This window comes from Pseudoalteromonas sp. SWYJZ19, assembly GCF_015864375.1.
In the GTDB taxonomy this organism is placed as follows: domain Bacteria; phylum Pseudomonadota; class Gammaproteobacteria; order Enterobacterales; family Alteromonadaceae; genus Pseudoalteromonas; species Pseudoalteromonas arctica.
On record NZ_JADYXI010000007.1, the window covers coordinates 20,237 to 35,710 of the forward strand.

The 15,474-nt window shown below is 40.3% G+C and carries 20 protein-coding genes; 16 read left to right on the top strand and 4 right to left on the bottom strand.

What is annotated here, in order from left to right:
- Positions 1-26: 26 nt before the first annotated feature.
- A complete protein-coding gene (locus I6F45_RS08845; protein WP_165740426.1) occupies positions 27-1,337 on the bottom strand; it encodes a short-chain fatty acid transporter in 1,311 nt (436 codons plus the stop codon).
- A 169-nt stretch (positions 1,338-1,506) separates the two neighbouring features.
- Here I6F45_RS08845 and I6F45_RS08850 point away from each other — a divergent pair, with 169 nt between their 5' ends.
- A complete protein-coding gene (locus tag I6F45_RS08850; protein ID WP_007587041.1) occupies positions 1,507-2,574 on the top strand; it encodes a potassium channel family protein in 1,068 nt (355 codons plus the stop codon).
- On the top strand, positions 2,574-2,771 hold the full coding sequence (locus I6F45_RS08855) for a PLDc N-terminal domain-containing protein (RefSeq protein ID WP_007587044.1): 198 nt from the start codon (positions 2,574-2,576) through the stop codon (positions 2,769-2,771). Before I6F45_RS08850 ends, I6F45_RS08855 begins: the two co-directional genes overlap by 1 nt.
- Before the next feature lie 36 nt (positions 2,772-2,807).
- Here I6F45_RS08855 and I6F45_RS08860 read toward each other — a convergent pair whose 3' ends face one another.
- A complete protein-coding gene (locus tag I6F45_RS08860) occupies positions 2,808-3,842 on the bottom strand; it encodes a hypothetical protein (RefSeq protein ID WP_007587047.1) in 1,035 nt (344 codons plus the stop codon).
- Between the two features lie 69 nt (positions 3,843-3,911).
- The gene (locus tag I6F45_RS08865; RefSeq protein WP_024592465.1) at positions 3,912-4,370 is read right to left on the bottom strand and encodes an EVE domain-containing protein; all 459 of its coding nucleotides are present in this window, start codon (positions 4,368-4,370) and stop codon (positions 3,912-3,914) included.
- 77 nt (positions 4,371-4,447) lie between these two features.
- Here I6F45_RS08865 and tesB point away from each other — a divergent pair, with 77 nt between their 5' ends.
- Positions 4,448-5,305, top strand: coding sequence for an acyl-CoA thioesterase II (tesB, locus tag I6F45_RS08870; RefSeq protein ID WP_165740429.1), 858 nt, complete (start codon positions 4,448-4,450; stop codon positions 5,303-5,305).
- Positions 5,306-5,326: 21 nt separating this feature from the next.
- On the opposite strand, the gene plsB is transcribed toward tesB, so the two are convergent.
- Positions 5,327-7,765 (bottom strand): glycerol-3-phosphate 1-O-acyltransferase PlsB, encoded by a 2,439-nt coding sequence (gene plsB, locus I6F45_RS08875; RefSeq protein ID WP_197119723.1) that lies wholly within the window; start codon positions 7,763-7,765, stop codon positions 5,327-5,329.
- A 418-nt stretch (positions 7,766-8,183) separates the two neighbouring features.
- On the opposite strand from plsB, the gene rpsJ reads away from it, so the two are divergent.
- From rpsJ to I6F45_RS08940, 13 genes are all read left to right on the top strand, one after another.
- Complete coding sequence (gene rpsJ, locus I6F45_RS08880; RefSeq protein WP_002957900.1) at positions 8,184-8,495, top strand: 30S ribosomal protein S10; 312 nt, start codon at positions 8,184-8,186, stop codon at positions 8,493-8,495.
- Positions 8,496-8,522: 27 nt separating this feature from the next.
- Positions 8,523-9,158 carry a 50S ribosomal protein L3 gene (gene rplC / locus I6F45_RS08885; RefSeq protein WP_002957898.1) on the top strand — a complete coding sequence of 212 codons (636 nt, stop codon included), beginning with the start codon at positions 8,523-8,525 and terminating at the stop codon, positions 9,156-9,158.
- A gap of 17 nt (positions 9,159-9,175) precedes the next feature.
- The gene (gene rplD / locus I6F45_RS08890; RefSeq protein WP_002957897.1) at positions 9,176-9,781 is read left to right on the top strand and encodes a 50S ribosomal protein L4; all 606 of its coding nucleotides are present in this window, start codon (positions 9,176-9,178) and stop codon (positions 9,779-9,781) included.
- Positions 9,778-10,080, top strand: coding sequence for a 50S ribosomal protein L23 (gene rplW, locus I6F45_RS08895; protein WP_002957896.1), 303 nt, complete (start codon positions 9,778-9,780; stop codon positions 10,078-10,080). The genes rplD and rplW overlap by 4 nt, the downstream gene beginning before the upstream one ends.
- 15 nt (positions 10,081-10,095) lie before the next feature.
- Positions 10,096-10,920, top strand: a complete 825-nt coding sequence (rplB, locus tag I6F45_RS08900; protein WP_002957895.1) for a 50S ribosomal protein L2 — start codon at positions 10,096-10,098, stop codon at positions 10,918-10,920.
- Positions 10,921-10,935: 15 nt separating this feature from the next.
- Positions 10,936-11,214, top strand: a complete 279-nt coding sequence (gene rpsS / locus I6F45_RS08905) for a 30S ribosomal protein S19 (RefSeq protein WP_004588689.1) — start codon at positions 10,936-10,938, stop codon at positions 11,212-11,214.
- Between the two features lie 13 nt (positions 11,215-11,227).
- On the top strand, positions 11,228-11,560 hold the full coding sequence (rplV, locus tag I6F45_RS08910; RefSeq protein ID WP_002957892.1) for a 50S ribosomal protein L22: 333 nt from the start codon (positions 11,228-11,230) through the stop codon (positions 11,558-11,560).
- 11 nt (positions 11,561-11,571) lie between these two features.
- Positions 11,572-12,273: a 30S ribosomal protein S3 gene (rpsC, locus tag I6F45_RS08915; RefSeq protein ID WP_002957891.1), complete on the top strand. Its 702-nt coding sequence runs from the start codon at positions 11,572-11,574 to the stop codon at positions 12,271-12,273.
- Positions 12,274-12,285: 12 nt separating this feature from the next.
- A complete protein-coding gene (gene rplP / locus I6F45_RS08920) occupies positions 12,286-12,699 on the top strand; it encodes a 50S ribosomal protein L16 (protein WP_002957890.1) in 414 nt (137 codons plus the stop codon).
- Positions 12,699-12,890: a 50S ribosomal protein L29 gene (rpmC, locus tag I6F45_RS08925; RefSeq protein WP_002957889.1), complete on the top strand. Its 192-nt coding sequence runs from the start codon at positions 12,699-12,701 to the stop codon at positions 12,888-12,890. The genes rplP and rpmC overlap by 1 nt, the downstream gene beginning before the upstream one ends.
- Positions 12,890-13,147, top strand: coding sequence for a 30S ribosomal protein S17 (rpsQ, locus tag I6F45_RS08930; RefSeq protein WP_002957888.1), 258 nt, complete (start codon positions 12,890-12,892; stop codon positions 13,145-13,147). The genes rpmC and rpsQ overlap by 1 nt, the downstream gene beginning before the upstream one ends.
- 486 nt (positions 13,148-13,633) lie before the next feature.
- Entirely contained in the window at positions 13,634-14,101 is a 468-nt protein-coding gene (gene tsaE, locus I6F45_RS08935) for a tRNA (adenosine(37)-N6)-threonylcarbamoyltransferase complex ATPase subunit type 1 TsaE (RefSeq protein WP_007586392.1), read from the top strand.
- 27 nt (positions 14,102-14,128) lie between these two features.
- The gene (locus I6F45_RS08940; protein WP_197160257.1) at positions 14,129-15,472 is read left to right on the top strand and encodes an N-acetylmuramoyl-L-alanine amidase; all 1,344 of its coding nucleotides are present in this window, start codon (positions 14,129-14,131) and stop codon (positions 15,470-15,472) included.
- Positions 15,473-15,474: the final 2 nt, after the last annotated feature.

Below are 15,474 nucleotides of genomic sequence, written 5' to 3' on the forward strand. Positions count from 1 at the left end.
TAATATTTGTTACAGCCCGTTAAAAATTAATAAAAGCTCAATACCAGCGATATAAAAACCCCAGTCACAAACAACTGCACAACACAAAACCCCATAATATCTTTTGCTTTTAGGCCTGCTATAGCCAATACGGGCAACGCCCAAAAAGGTTGAATTAAATTAGTCCAGGCATCACCCCATGCAACAGCCATTGCAACGCGCGATATATCAGCACCTAGCTCTTGTGCTGCAGGTATTACAATGGGTGCTTGTACAGCCCATTGGCCACCGCCAGAGGGAACAAACATATTAACGAGTCCTGCACTTATAAAACTAAAAAATGGCAAGCTATCAGCATCTGCAACGGCAATAAAGCCACGTGATATCTGTTGTGCTAATCCGCTATCAACCATTACCGCCATGATGCCGGCATAAAAAGGAAATTGAATAACAATGCCAGCCCCGCTTGGAATTGCTTGTTGCAGACTGTTAAGTAAATTATGGGGTGTTTGATGCAGCGTAATAGCTAAAAACAAAAATACGGCAATAACGCTATTAAGGTTTAAGTTTCCGCCAGCAATAAAAAAGTAATAACCTAAATATGCCAAACCTAATAAGCCAATTGTCATACCGAGTAGTTTACTTTGTTCTAAATGTTGGGCGGGTCTGGTTATTGTTGTGGGCTTAGGTGTTGTCTCTTGTAAAAGAGCTGGGTCGATATATACGCTTTCTTGCTCGCTTGGCAGCATATAGCGATTAACGAGCGGCATAATAATGAATAAACCAACTAATATGGCTATATTAAAGCCCGCAAATAAAGTGTGCTCTGTACTAATAATACCAATGCTGGCCTCTGAAAAGTGACTATCGGTTGCGATAGTTAAAGGAATCGAACCGGCTAATCCGCCATGCCATACAACAAAACCTGAGTAAGCGCTGGCTACTAATAATCGATAATCTACACGAGTATGTTTAGCAATTGCTTTGGCAAAAAGAGCACCAATAACTAAGCCAAATCCCCAATTTATCCAGCTCGCTAAAAGCGAAATAAGCGTTACCAATATAATTGCTTTAGGTGCTGTATTTGCGAGTGTTGCTAGTTTTTCTAATAACTTACTTATAGGTGGCGTACTTGCCAACATGTAGCCTGTAATTAACACTAGTAGCATTTGCATAGCAAAACTTAATAAGTTCCAAAATCCACCTCCCCACGCTTGTAATACTTCAATGTTGGTTGCGGTTGTAAATAAGCTCGCACTAATAAGAGTAATTATTGTAAGTAAAATTACAAATATAAAAGGGTCGGGAAGATAGCGCTCTACAATTTTAGTAAAAGGGCGGGCTATTTTATTAAGCATAAGCACAACTGTTTTGGTTATTATTTTAACGCTAATTAATCATGAAAAATCACCATTGGCAAACAGCATTTAGTCTTATATTTGTGGTTAAAAGCTTAAACATTGCTTAAAAGCATCGCTTACAGTAACGTACTGTTTATAGATAATTTACTAACGAAGACTTTGTATTATGCCGGTGATATTTAAAAGGCTAGCGTTACTTGTTCGCGCTCATATAGATCAGTTGAGTTGGCAAGCAGTGGCATTAGCTATTTTGACTCATATGCTATTAACATGGAGCTTACTATTTATAGCGAATGAGAAAGCGTTAACCTCGCTTACTACCTTTTTTTACTATTACACAGTAACAACATCAACAGTGGGATATGGTGACTTTAGTCCAACTACTGATCTTGGTCGTTGGGTGGTAGCATTAATACAAATTCCATTTGGTTTAGCTTTATTTGGTGTTTTGCTAGGAAAAGCAGGACAAACTGTTACTTACTTAATTAGGCGCGCTATGACTGGTGATAAAAACTTTGCCCACAGTAACCACCATATTATTATTTTTGGTTGGCACGACACTCGTACAAAAAAGATGATTGATTACATTTTGGCAGATACGAAACGTACTGACCGTCGTATTTTACTCGCGGTAACCGAGCAAATGGATCATCCTTTTTTAGCTAACGAAAGCGTTGATTTTGCACGTTTAACGAGTTTTACAAATTTAGCTGAACTAGAGCGGGTAGCTATTCGTAGTGCTGATAAGGTGATTATTGATGGTCAAGATGACGACCAGACATTTACGACAGCCCTGCGCATAAGTCGCTTAGTAAAAGATGATTGTCATATAAGTGCTCACTTTTTAGATGAAACTAAAGTTGAGATGATGTTAGAGCATTGCCAAAATGTAGAATGTAGTAGTGCAAAATCAGCTGAGATATTAGTACGCTCAATGCAAGATCCAGGTTCGAGCCGTGTGCAAGAGGAGCTGCTATCTACTTTGCACGGCGATACACAATTTAGCTTGAAAGTACCAAGTGGCTGCAAAGATATGGAGTTTGGTACTTTGTTTCATCATTTTAAGCTTGAGCATGATGCAATACTGTTAGGTGTTGCCCATAATTTAAGTGCGCAAAATATGGATTTAAACCCACCATTAGATTACAAAGTAAGTGAAGGCGATATTTTGCACTATATATCGGTAGATCGAGTATTAAGTAGTGAAGTAGACTGGTCGAGCCTAGAAAAATAATGAATGAAGTTGTATTTTTAATTGTTGTTTTAAGTGCTTACATATTACCTGTCGTTATTGTACTCAACAGTAAGCGTACACAGGGTCATGAAAAGAATGGCTGGCTAATGGGAATCATTATATTTTCTTGGTTAGGTTTAATGATGTACTTTACCATTGTGCCCAAGCATAGGCACAAAAAGAAAAAGGCTAAATAGAGTAGTTAGCCTTTATAGCCGTTTTAGTTGGAATAATTACTCTTCCAACTGTTTGAGTTTATGCTCAATTAGAGGGTCGTCAGGTAGAAGTTGCTGGGCGACTTCTAATAGCTGAATAGCATCATTAGGGTGCTCATCTTGGTGCTTAAGTGCCACATCTATTAATGGCTGAATATCAATTTTTGCTTGATGCTCTTGTACATACACTTCTTTTTCATCAGCTAAAATTTTATGCGCTGTACTCAATAATGCTAAACGATGGGGGGAGTCTGCATTAGCCGTATTGAGACTTTGATAATAATCTTCTTTTAAGCGTAAGGTTTTGGTTTGCAGGCGAAACTGTGCAATATCGATTTGCTGATGTTGAATGAAATCAACGGCTACTTGCTTATAAAACCCAAACTTATTCAAATATGTAGCGTGTGTGCCATGTCCCATACCAAATACTCGCAAGTGAGTTAACTGCTTATAGCGCTTGGCGTGCATTCGGTCTATACGATTAGTAGGATCGTAAATAATATAGCCTTGGGCATCTCCTAAATCTAGATCGTGATAATCTTGTTGCCAGTCAAACTGCTGAGCTATATCGGTACTAGAGCGGTCATCCCAGGGTACTAATTCTTTATTTTTAGTACTTACCGGGTGAAAGAACAGTACTTGGTTTAGCTTTAATAGTTTAGCAAAAGCGCCAACAGCAAATCCGCCACGGCTTAAGCCATAGCCTAATCGACAATTAAACGGCGTAAGTAATGTTGATAATTGCTCGAGAAAAAAGATTAAATTACGATTACGAAACCAATTACTTTTACCTAAATGCTGAAAAGCGATTACGTTTACGTTTTGTTTTTGAGCCAAGTGATAACCCCATGGTGCAAAATCAGGGTGAAGATCTTGCTCTTGCACATTAGTGCCTGCGGGTGAAAAGGTAAAAAGCAGGGGCTTATTAACGTCAACAAAATCATACTTAACAAATACATCGCCGAGTAAATCACTACCCGTCATGGGTAATCGAGTTTGTTGCTCATTGCGCGGGAGAGTTAACCATTCATCTAACCAATACAGTAATTTCATTAATCCTCCAGCTATAAGTCAGCATAGATCATATCAAACTCAATGAAATTAGGTCAAACCGAGAGGGTGTTACTGCGCCATTTTGATTATTTCATCCCAGTCATTTTTAGTAACAGGCATTATTGATAGTCGTCCGCCTTTTTTAAGTGCGATTTCAGTAATGTTATTATTGGCTTTAATATCTTTAAGGCTAATTAATTTTTTTAAATGGCTTTGATAAGTAACTTCAACAACAACCCAGCGTGGTTTGTCGCTGGTGGCTTTTGCATCGTAATAGTCGCTACTTAAATCAAATTGAGTGGGGTCTGGGTAGGCTTCTTTTGTAACCTCGGCAATACCCGCTACACCTACGTGTTTACAGCTTGAATGGTAAATCATCACTGAATCACCGACCTTAACGCCATCACGCATGAAGTTTCGCGCTTGGTAATTACGCACGCCTTCCCAAAGAGTCGTTTGTTTTGGTGCGTTTTTTAAATCATCTAATGAAAACGCATCGGGTTCAGTTTTAAATAGCCAGTAAGCCATAACAGTATTCCTAACAAATATTTACTTCCCACTATTGTATAGTATCATTTGGATACTAGGGTAATGAGGAAGAAGTAATGAGCCAAGTATTAGATGATTTATTGTCGTTGTTAACACTTGAAGAAATTGAGCAAGGTTTATATCGAGGACAAAGCCAAGATTTAGGCTTTGGTGCTGTGTTTGGCGGTCAAGTTATGGGGCAGGCGCTTTCTGCCGCTAAAGAAACTCTACCTGAGGGGCGTATAGTTCACTCATTACATTCTTACTTTTTACGCCCAGGCGATCCAGCTAAACCGATTGTTTATGATGTAGAAACTATTCGCGATGGAAAGAGCTTTAGTACTCGCCGAGTAAAAGCGATTCAGTACGGTAAGCCAATTTTTTATATGACAGCGTCGTTTCAGGGTGAAGAAAATGGTTTGTCGCATCAAGCAACAATGCCTGATGTACCCGCACCTGAAGACCTGCGTTCATCGCTTGAGTTTTATCAAGAAAATGCTGCGCATATTCCAGAGGTGATCCGTAATAAGTTTACGCGTGAAATGCCGATTGAAATGCGACCAGTTACTTTTCATAATCCATTTAAACCAGAAGCTATGGAGCCGGTAAAGCATATTTGGTTTAAAGCTAATGGTGAAATGCCAGACGATCAACGCATTCATAATTATTTACTTGCTTATGCGTCTGACTTTGAGTTTTTGCCAACTGCATTACAGCCACATGGTGTATCGTTTATGCAGCCAAATATGCAAGTAGCGACTATTGATCATGCAATGTGGTTTCATCGCCCATTTAGAATGGATGATTGGATTTTGTATTCAATTGATAGTCCAAGTGCGAGTAATGGGTGTGGTTTGGTACGCGGGCAGTTTTTTGATCGCCAAGGCAACTTGGTTGCCTCAACAATGCAAGAAGGGGTTATGCGTCAGCGCTAACCCCCTTTTATAGATATAGTGCTAGTTACACTGATCTTGTACTATATCGCTGATTGACTGCCAGACGCGTGCTGGCAGTAATGTTTTAAGGTGTGCATAGGTTTCACAAAGTTGTGTACTACCTACTAAGCCCTTATCACCTTCTGTTATTAATGATTCACCACGCAAGTTTTCAATAAAACTAACAAGTACTTTTTTGTCAAAAAATTCGGGTGTTTTAATACCATGCAGTGTGCCTAAACGTTGCGCTAACACTTGGCTTTCTCGCTCTAACTCAGCTTTTTCAATGCCATCACTTGTTTGAATAAAACCAATCACAATAGCGTATCGTTGCAGAGTAAAGCTAAGTGCTCGCCCAAGCATCTCTAGCTTAGCTAAGCAGTCATTACCGTTTGTTATATGAATATTGTCACCATCAAACTCAATTAAGTTTTGATCTGCAAAGTTCGCTAAAATACGTGTAATGTAGTTTTCATCAAGAGGCTGTAAATACCATTCTTTAGCAAATAACGGATAAAACGTTTTTACAAGTTGCTGGCATTGCTCAATAGTTGTGCTGTGTTGTTTAAATAGATGTAGTGCAATTAAGCTTGGTACTGCAAACAAGTGTAAAATGTTGTTTCGGTAGTAATTAAACAGTACTTTTTCTTTATCGCTAATAGTAATAATTTCGCCAAATTCATCACTGATAACTTCAAACTTATTCAGCTTTAATGCATGCGTTAGTAATTGCTCTGGTGTTTCGTCTGGCGCGGTTACTTTATCGCTATAGCTTGCATCGCGTTGTAAACGCAGGTAAAAATCAAGTTGTGCTAATAGCTTTGGTTTGCTCAATGCTTGTTTATCGTTAACCAGCAATATCATCGCTAGTAAGTTAACCGCATTAAGCGCCGCCGCATTATTAATTTTAACCATCACTTGGTCGGCAAGCTTAGTTACTTGTGGCGCTAACCATTGCGGCTTTTGCACGTCGGTTGGGTGTATTGAATCACGCCAATCTGGTTGGTTATCGTTTAAATATTGGTTTATAGAGATTGGGTCACCAAAGTTTAAATTACCACGACCGTAGTTTTTAAGGTTTTTGATTGCCTTAAAAATTCCAAAAATAGATTCGCCTTTTTTATCTTTACCATCTAGTTCTTTAAGATAAGTATTAATTTCCATTACATGCTCATAGCCAATATACACAGGAACAATAGATATAGGTCTGTCTATTCCGCGTAGCATGGCTTGTAAGGTCATTGAGAGCATGCCGGTTTTAGGCGGTAGCAAACGCCCAGTGCGGCTTCGTCCGCCTTCTGTATAAAACTTAACAGAGTAGCCTTTAATAAATAGCTGGCTTAAATACTCTTTAAATATGGCTGAGTAAAGCTTATTACCGGCAAACGAGCGACGAATAAAAAATGCACCTGAGCGTCTAAATATACCGCCAGCAGGGAAAAAATTAAGATTTACACCCGCAGCAATATGCGGTGGTACTAAACCTAAATGATAAATAGAGTAGGTAAGCAGTAAGTAGTCCATGTGGCTACGATGACAAGGCATATAAATAATTTCATGACCTTTATCGGTTAGCTCATGAATTTGTTCAGCATGTTTAATGTCTATACCGTTATAAAGCTTATTCCACAACCAGGTTAAAAACCTTTCAGCTACACGTATCATCGCCTCAGAGTAATTAGCCGCTATTTCATCAAGTAGCTTAAGTGCATTTTGGCGCGCTTCGGTTTGACTGATATTTTTAGCTTTAGCTTCATCTTGAATTGCTTTTTTTATTGTAGGTGATGCTAATAATGAATTAAATAATTGCTCGCGAGAGGGCATTTTAGGGCCCGTAGCTGCAAGTTTTTGACGCTTAAAATGTACACGTGCAACACGTAACAACTTATGTGGTAATTCACTTACGTCTGCTTTCTCATTCACTAACAGCGATAAGTCGAGAGGCTGACTAAAGCGAATAAAGTTATCGCGACCTGAAAACAACACGACAAAAATCTTTCTAAACCAGCTAGGAGTTAGGGAGTGCGTGATTAAAGTGCGCAATCCTGGCTTTTCTTTGCCTGGGTCGCGTCCCCATAAAATAGTTACCGGAACAACTTGTACATTTTGCTGTCCGCTTTGTATGAGGTACTCAATAATTTGCTTACCTTGAGCTAAAGCATTGGTTGGCTTAGCTTCATCACCAAACAGTGGCGGCGGGTTTTTAATGCCAATAAAGCGGTCTAAATTTTGGTTGCCTAATACTTGCTCTTCGGTTGGACTAGGTAGGCCATTTTTTTTACAAGCATGTGCAAGGGCGGCTAAATCAAATCGCGAATTTAGGCGCACTATATAAAATGTAGGATACTCAGGGTTTAGATCATACTGTTTAATAGGATTTTCTGGCAGCACTTTGCTTTTCACAAATAAGCGGCTAAATCCAGCAGACATAACATTTAAACAATAATTAAAAATACGCATCGACTCACCATATTGAGAGTATTAAGGGCAAAATTAGCGCAGTAGGATACCATAATATCTAAAAATCACTTAGTTTGCGTAATTAAGGTGTTAACTTGTTTATTGACTAGCAAGTAGATCTATTAGTTCAAGTATAGCGAATAAGCATTTATGGGCGCTTATTTAATCAAATTTACAGCCATTGCATTGTTTCTAAATAGTTGTTGCATTTATCACCAATACCTCTATAATACGCAGGCTTTCAAAATTCCTCTGGGAATTAGAAAGGATAAATTAAGCTTGGATTTCAAGCTAATAAACAGGAGTTCCGATTTGGAACTCAACGTAGATATAATCAAACAGCCGGCATCTTAAGTTTTAAGATTGTTTCGGTCGTTTTTTTATGCTCTTTTATATGCTCTTTATATTGAGGTTAAGAATGTCAAATCAACGCATTCGTATTCGCCTAAAAGCTTTTGACCACCGTTTGATTGACCAATCAACGGCAGAAATCGTGGAAACTGCGAAACGCACTGGCGCACAAGTACGTGGACCAATTCCACTACCTACACGCTTTGAACGTTTTACTGTACTAACTTCACCGCACGTTAATAAAGATGCGCGTGATCAGTACGAGATCCGCACCCATAAACGTCTGATTGACATCGTAGAACCAACTGACAAGACTGTAGACGCGCTTATGCGTTTAGATCTTGCTGCTGGTGTTGATGTTCAAATCAGCCTGGGTTAATCGAAAGATTAGAGAGGTTTTAGGAAAATGGCATTAGGTCTAGTCGGTCGTAAAGTGGGTATGACACGAATCTTCACTGAAGATGGTGTATCTATCCCTGTGACAGTTATTGAAGCGACACCTAACCGCATTGCTCAGATCAAATCTGACGCAACAGACGGTTATAACGCGCTTCAAGTAACCGCAGGCACTAAAAAAGCAAGTCGTGTAAACAAAGCTAAAGCGGGTCATTTCGCTAAAGCTGGTGTTGAAGCGGGTCGCGGTCTGTGGGAATTCCGCCTTAACGGTGGTGAAGGCGATTTTGAAGTAGGCGCTGAGCTTACTGTTGAATTATTCAACGAAATCAACAAGGTTGACGTAACCGGTACTTCTAAAGGTAAAGGTTTCCAAGGTGGTGTTAAGCGCTGGAATTTCAGCATGCAAGACGCTACACATGGTAACTCTCTATCTCACCGTGCTCCTGGTTCAATCGGTCAAAACCAATCACCTGGTAAGGTGTTTAAAGGTAAGAAAATGGCCGGTCATATGGGTGCTGAGCGTGTAACGACTCAAAACTTAGAACTAGTTCGCGTTGACGCTGAGCGTAATTTGCTTTTAGTTAAGGGTGCAGTACCTGGAGCTATTGGCGGTGACGTTATCGTTAAACCAGCTGTTAAAGCATAAGTCCTGGAGATTTAGTGATGGAATTAGCAATTAAAGACGCTTCTGGCGGTCTTGAAGTTTCTGAAGCTACTTTTGGACGTGAGTTTAACGAAGCATTAGTACATCAAGTAGTTGTTGCATACGCAGCAGGCGCTCGTCAAGGTACTCGTGCTCAGAAGACACGTTCTGAAGTAAGCGGTGGTGGTAAAAAACCATGGGCTCAAAAAGGTACTGGCCGTGCACGTGCCGGTACAATCCGTAGCCCAATTTGGCGTTCAGGTGGCGTTAGCTTTGCAGCTAAACCACAAGACCACAGCCAAAAAGTAAACCGTAAAATGTACCGTGGTGCGATTAAAAGCATCTTATCTGAATTAGTTCGTCAAGAGCGTTTAATCGTTGTTGAAAGTTTTGCTCTAGCAGCACCAAAAACTAAAGAACTAGTTGCTAAGCTTAAAGAACTTGAGCTTAAAGATGTTCTTATCGTGACTGAAGAAGTAGATGAAAATCTTTTCTTATCGGCACGTAACCTTTATAAGGTTGACACACGTGATGTAGCTGGTATCGATCCTGTAAGCTTAATTGCTTTCGATAAGGTACTTATTACAGCCGCTGCTGTTAAGCAACTTGAGGAGGCGCTAGCATGATTCGCGAAGAACGTCTTTTAAAAGTGATCCTTGCTCCACATATCTCTGAAAAAAGCACAATTGCTGCTGAAGAAAACAATACTATTGTTTTTAAAGTAGTAAATGACGCAACTAAAGCTGAAATTAAAGTAGCAGTTGAGAAGCTTTTTGAAGTAGAAGTAACTGGTGTTCGCACACTTAACGTTAAGGGTAAAACAAAACGTACTGGCGCACGTTTCGGTCGTCGTAGCGACTGGAAGAAAGCTTACGTTACTCTTAAAGAAGGCAGCGAGCTAGACTTTGTCGGCGGCGCCGAGTAATAAGGGGATAGAATTATGGCACTTCAAAAGTGTAAGCCTACTTCTGCGGGCCGTCGTCACCTAGTTAAAGTGGTTAACTCTGATCTACATAAGGGTAAGCCATACGCACCACTTTTAGAGAAAAACTCTAAATCAGGTGGTCGTAATAACAATGGTCGTATTACGGTTCGTCATATCGGTGGTGGTCATAAACAACACTACCGTTTAATCGATTTTAAACGTACTAAAGATGGCATTCCAGCTACTGTTGAACGTTTAGAATACGATCCAAATCGTAGCGCAAACATCGCTCTTGTATTATATGCAGACGGTGAGCGTCGTTACATTATCGCACCTAAAGGCTTAAAAGCTGGCGATGCAATCCAGTCTGGTGTTGATGCACCAATCAAACCTGGTAATGCATTACCAATGCGTAATATGCCTGTAGGTTCGACTGTTCACAACGTAGAATTAAAACCAGGTAAAGGTGCTCAAATAGCACGTTCTGCTGGTGCATACGTTCAAATCCTTGCTCGTGATGGTCAATATGTAACATTACGTCTTCGTTCAGGCGAAGTTCGTAAAGTTGAATCTGATTGTCGTGCGACTCTAGGTGAAGTAGGCAATGCTGAGCATATGCTTCGTTCACTTGGTAAAGCAGGTGCAAATCGCTGGCGTGGTATTCGTCCGACAGTTCGTGGTGTTGCCATGAACCCGGTAGATCACCCACACGGTGGTGGTGAAGGTCGTACATCTGGTGGTCGTCATCCTGTGTCTCCATGGGGTAAACCGACTAAAGGTGCGAAGACGCGTAAGAACAAGCGTACGGATAAATTTATAGTACGTCGTCGTACTAAGTAATATTGAGGAATAGCCATGCCACGCTCTCTCAAGAAGGGTCCTTTTATAGACCTACACTTGCTGAAGAAGGTAGAGAAAGCTTTGGAAAGCGGTGAGAAAAAGCCAATTAAAACTTGGAGCCGTCGTTCAATGATCATACCTAACATGATCGGATTGACCATTGCTGTCCATAATGGTCGCCAGCACGTACCAGTTTTCGTTTCTGACGAAATGATCGGTCACAAACTAGGTGAATTTGCACCAACTCGCACTTACCGTGGCCATGCTGCGGATAAGAAAGCGAAGAAACGATAAGAGGGGAAGATAAATGCAAGCATTAGCTAAACATAAATTCGCCTCTGGTTCGGCGCAAAAAGCACGTCTAGTTGCAGATCAGATCCGCGGGTTACCTGTAGATCGCGCACTAGAAATCCTGGCGTACAGCCCTAAGAAAGCCGCTGTATTAGTTAAGAAAGTACTTGAGTCTGCTATTGCTAACGCAGAGCATAACGAAGGTGCTGACATTGATGAGCTTCGTATAACAACGATCTTTGTGGACGATGGTCCTACAATGAAACGTATTATGCCTCGTGCTAAAGGACGCGCAGACCGCATCCTTAAGCGTACAAGCCATATCACTGTTATGGTTTCAGATAGCTAGGAGTATAAGTAATGGGACAAAAAGTTCATCCTACTGGTATTCGCCTAGGTATATCTAAACCTTGGGTTTCTACCTGGTACGCGAGTTCAAAAGATTTCTCTGCACAGCTTTTTGGCGATCACAAAGTTCGTACATTCCTTACAAAGGAATTGAAAACGGCTTCTGTGTCTAAAATCGTTATTGAGCGTCCAGCAAAATCAATCCGAGTAACAATCCACACGGCTCGTCCGGGTGTTGTTATCGGTAAAAAAGGCGAAGACGTAGAAAAATTACGTCAAGCGGTAACTAAAATCGCTGGTGTACCTGCTCAGATTAATATCTCTGAAGTACGTAAACCAGAACTAGATGCACAACTAGTAGCAGACGGCATTGCCTCTCAACTAGAACGTCGTGTTATGTTCCGTCGCGCTATGAAGCGTTCGGTACAAAATGCAATGCGCATCGGTTCTAAAGGGATTAAAGTTGAAGTTAGCGGTCGTCTTGGCGGCGCTGAAATCGCACGTTCAGAATGGTATCGTGAAGGTCGTGTACCTCTACATACTCTTCGTGCTGATATCGATTACGCAACTTCTGAAGCCTTAACCACTTATGGTATCATTGGTGTTAAAGTTTGGATCTTCAAAGGCGAAGTTATTGGTGGTTTACCACTAGTACAAGAGCAAGAGAAGCCAGCTAAACGCGCACCAAAGAAAGCCAAGAAAAGTGCTAAGTAGAGGTAGCGACTAATGTTACAGCCAAAACGTACAAAATTCCGTAAAATGCACAAAGGCCGCAACCGCGGTTTAGCGCAAAACGGTAACAAAGTAAGCTTCGGTACTTTCGGATTGAAAGCAACTGGCCGTGGCCGTATGACTGCTCGTCAAATCGAAGCAGCTCGTCGTGCTATGACGCGTCACGTGAAACGTCAAGGTAAAATCTGGATTCGTGTCTTCCCTGACAAACCGATTACAGAAAAACCTCTTGAAGTTCGTATGGGTAAAGGTAAAGGTTCTGTTGAATATTGGGTTGCTGAAATTCAGCCTGGTAAAGTACTTTACGAAATGGAAGGTGTTTCAGAAGAGCTTGCTCGTGAAGCATTCGACCTTGCTGCTCGTAAATTGCCATTCAAAACAACTTTCGTAACTCGGACGGTAATGTGATGAAAGCTAGCGAACTAAAAGACAAAAGCGTAGAAGAGCTTAATGCTGAACTTCTAGGACTACTTCGTGAGCAATTTAATATGCGCATGCAAGCTAGCACTGGTCAGTTAGCTCAGACACACACGCTAAGAACAGTACGCCGCGATATCGCGCGTGTAAAAACAGTTATTAACCAGAAGGCAGGTCAATAATGAGCGATAAAATTCGTACTCTTCAAGGCCGTGTAATCAGCGACAAGATGGAAAAATCTTTCACTATCGCTATCGCACGTTATGTGAAGCACCCAATCTATGGGAAATTCATTAAACGTACGACTAAGTTACACGTACATGACGAAAATAACACAGCAAAAGCGGGTGACGTAGTTACTATCCGTGAATGCGCACCAATTTCTAAGAATAAATCTTGGACTTTAGTAGACGTTATTTCTAGTCCAAAACAAGCTTAATTTTTTAATTAAGTTAGTTTTGTAAAAAAGCCCCGGCATTAGCTGGGGCTTTTTGTTTTTAAAGCACCTGCAAACAGTAAACTAGGATGAGCGGGTCACCTGGATTAGTCTTCTATCTGAAAATACAAAGTTATCTTGGGGAGTAGTGAGAGTTTCATTTACCAGTTACTTTTTTGCTAGCAGAACCATCTGCTGAATCAGAAGAAGTTAGATAATAAACTTACATATCTCAGTTAATTTAATGCCAATATGGGGTCATCTAATTCGTGGTGTTACTTTTCTTTTACAGTCTTTTAGTCTGAGAACTCACTTACCTTATTTTATTACAATAATACAGTTTCAAAGTATCGAAAATAGACATCCATACACAACTTTCATTATCAGCTTATCTGTTTTTTTATGTCTAAAACCTCAATTTATCGCCTTAAATTAATATTCTGGTATGATTAGCAAATATGCGCTTTTGAATGAATTTTTGAGGTAGTAATGACGCGTAGTTTTGAATTTCATTTGACTGATGAAGTAGCCACGGTCGCAATGGGTAATTGCGTTGCTGATATTATAGAGCAAGGTGCGGTTATTTATTTACATGGTGATTTAGGCGCTGGTAAAACAACGTTTACTCGAGGTGTAGTGCAAGGCTTTGGACATACAGGCAAAGTTAAAAGCCCAACGTATACACTTGTTGAACCTTATGAACTCGAGCGCGCAAATGTTTATCATTTTGATTTATACCGCTTAGGTGACCCTGAAGAACTAGAATACATGGGAATACGCGATTATTTTTCACCAGATGCAATTTGCGTTGTTGAGTGGCCAGAAAAAGGTGGTGAATTTATTCCTGTGCCTGATTTAGATATTACTCTAAGCTATATGGGTAACGAACGTAAAATTGTTATTAATAGCGCCAGTGAGCGTGGTGTAGCAATTGTCGAAAAACTAAATAACAAATAATAATATAGTTAAGGCAGTAATTATCAAATGAGCCGAGGTGTAGTTAAACTCTTTATTTACCTTATGGTTATTACCATAAGCTTGCCGCTGTGGGCCAAAAATACAATTAATAGTGTACGCGTATGGCCGTCCCCTGATAGTACGCGTGTGGTATTTGATTTAAATGATAAGCCTGACTTTAGCTATTTCATGCTTAAAAACCCAAGCCGCTTAGTAATTGATTTAGAAAACACTAGTGAATTAAAAATACTACCAGGTGTACCACCAAAACATCAAATAGTGAGCAAGCTACGCTACTCAAAACCTAAAAATAAGCACAGTGTTCGGTTAGTGTTTGAATTAAACGCACCAGTAAAGCCAGTTGTATTTGCTTTAGCGCCTACAGGCCCTTATAAAAACAGGCTCGTTGTTGATTTATACAATAAAAGCCAAGCTGCCACAGTTGTTTCTCCTGCTCAAACAGCAGCTAAAAACCGCCAGTTAAGCCAAGAGCGCGATATTGTGATTGCAATTGATGCGGGTCATGGCGGCGAAGATCCAGGTTCAATTGGTCCCACTGGCACGTACGAAAAAACAGTAACACTGCAAATTGCAAAACGTTTAGAGCGCATGATTGATGGCGAACGTGGGATGATTTCGCGCATGGTACGAAGCGGTGACTACTTTGTAAAACTTAATACGCGTACCAATCGTGCTCGTGAAAAAAAGGCCGACTTTTTTGTCTCTATTCATGCTGATGCATTTACGAGCCCGGGACCAAATGGTGCCTCTGTTTGGGTGTTGTCGTTAAGGCGTGCTAATTCAGAGATAGGTAAATGGATAGAAGATAAAGAAAAGCACTCTGAGCTTTTAGGTGGCGCTGCGGATGTAATGAAAGATGCCGCTAACGAAAAATACTTAGCGCAAGCATTACTTGATATGTCGATGGATCACTCTATGAAAACCGGCTTAAACGTAGCTGACGAAGTGGTTAAAGAGCTACGTAAAGTTGCTAAGCTGCATAAAAAAGATCCCCAACATGCGAGTCTTGCTGTACTTAAATCACCAGATATCCCATCAATTTTAGTAGAAACAGGGTTTATATCTAACCCACGAGAAGAAAAGCTGCTTAAAAGTGCTAACCATCAAGAGCGTTTGGCTAAAGCTATATTTACTTCAATTAAAAATTATTATTTAAAAAATCCACCCGATGATTCTTTATTTGCCAAATTAAAATCGCAATATCCAACAAAGCATAAAGTCCGCCCGGGTGAGTCTTTAAGTATGTTAGCGAGTCGCTATGGCATTACGGTCACTAAATTAAAACAAGTTAATAAGCTTAGCTCTAATACTTTATTTATTGGGCAAGAGCTCGATATACCGCAAAGCTAAAT

What these genes read in the sequence shown, in the direction of transcription:
- I6F45_RS08845 (WP_165740426.1), bottom strand. Translation starts at nt 1,337, where the DNA reads ATGCTTAATAAAATAGCCCGCCCTTTTACTAAAATTGTAGAGCGCTAT.
- I6F45_RS08850 (WP_007587041.1), top strand. Translation starts at nt 1,507, where the DNA reads ATGCCGGTGATATTTAAAAGGCTAGCGTTACTTGTTCGCGCTCATATA.
- I6F45_RS08855 (WP_007587044.1), top strand. Translation starts at nt 2,574, where the DNA reads ATGAATGAAGTTGTATTTTTAATTGTTGTTTTAAGTGCTTACATATTA.
- I6F45_RS08860 (WP_007587047.1), bottom strand. Translation starts at nt 3,842, where the DNA reads ATGAAATTACTGTATTGGTTAGATGAATGGTTAACTCTCCCGCGCAAT.
- I6F45_RS08865 (WP_024592465.1), bottom strand. Translation starts at nt 4,370, where the DNA reads ATGGCTTACTGGCTATTTAAAACTGAACCCGATGCGTTTTCATTAGAT.
- tesB (WP_165740429.1), top strand. Translation starts at nt 4,448, where the DNA reads ATGAGCCAAGTATTAGATGATTTATTGTCGTTGTTAACACTTGAAGAA.
- plsB (WP_197119723.1), bottom strand. Translation starts at nt 7,765, where the DNA reads ATGCGTATTTTTAATTATTGTTTAAATGTTATGTCTGCTGGATTTAGC.
- rpsJ (WP_002957900.1), top strand. Translation starts at nt 8,184, where the DNA reads ATGTCAAATCAACGCATTCGTATTCGCCTAAAAGCTTTTGACCACCGT.
- rplC (WP_002957898.1), top strand. Translation starts at nt 8,523, where the DNA reads ATGGCATTAGGTCTAGTCGGTCGTAAAGTGGGTATGACACGAATCTTC.
- rplD (WP_002957897.1), top strand. Translation starts at nt 9,176, where the DNA reads ATGGAATTAGCAATTAAAGACGCTTCTGGCGGTCTTGAAGTTTCTGAA.
- rplW (WP_002957896.1), top strand. Translation starts at nt 9,778, where the DNA reads ATGATTCGCGAAGAACGTCTTTTAAAAGTGATCCTTGCTCCACATATC.
- rplB (WP_002957895.1), top strand. Translation starts at nt 10,096, where the DNA reads ATGGCACTTCAAAAGTGTAAGCCTACTTCTGCGGGCCGTCGTCACCTA.
- rpsS (WP_004588689.1), top strand. Translation starts at nt 10,936, where the DNA reads ATGCCACGCTCTCTCAAGAAGGGTCCTTTTATAGACCTACACTTGCTG.
- rplV (WP_002957892.1), top strand. Translation starts at nt 11,228, where the DNA reads ATGCAAGCATTAGCTAAACATAAATTCGCCTCTGGTTCGGCGCAAAAA.
- rpsC (WP_002957891.1), top strand. Translation starts at nt 11,572, where the DNA reads ATGGGACAAAAAGTTCATCCTACTGGTATTCGCCTAGGTATATCTAAA.
- rplP (WP_002957890.1), top strand. Translation starts at nt 12,286, where the DNA reads ATGTTACAGCCAAAACGTACAAAATTCCGTAAAATGCACAAAGGCCGC.
- rpmC (WP_002957889.1), top strand. Translation starts at nt 12,699, where the DNA reads ATGAAAGCTAGCGAACTAAAAGACAAAAGCGTAGAAGAGCTTAATGCT.
- rpsQ (WP_002957888.1), top strand. Translation starts at nt 12,890, where the DNA reads ATGAGCGATAAAATTCGTACTCTTCAAGGCCGTGTAATCAGCGACAAG.
- tsaE (WP_007586392.1), top strand. Translation starts at nt 13,634, where the DNA reads ATGACGCGTAGTTTTGAATTTCATTTGACTGATGAAGTAGCCACGGTC.
- I6F45_RS08940 (WP_197160257.1), top strand. Translation starts at nt 14,129, where the DNA reads ATGAGCCGAGGTGTAGTTAAACTCTTTATTTACCTTATGGTTATTACC.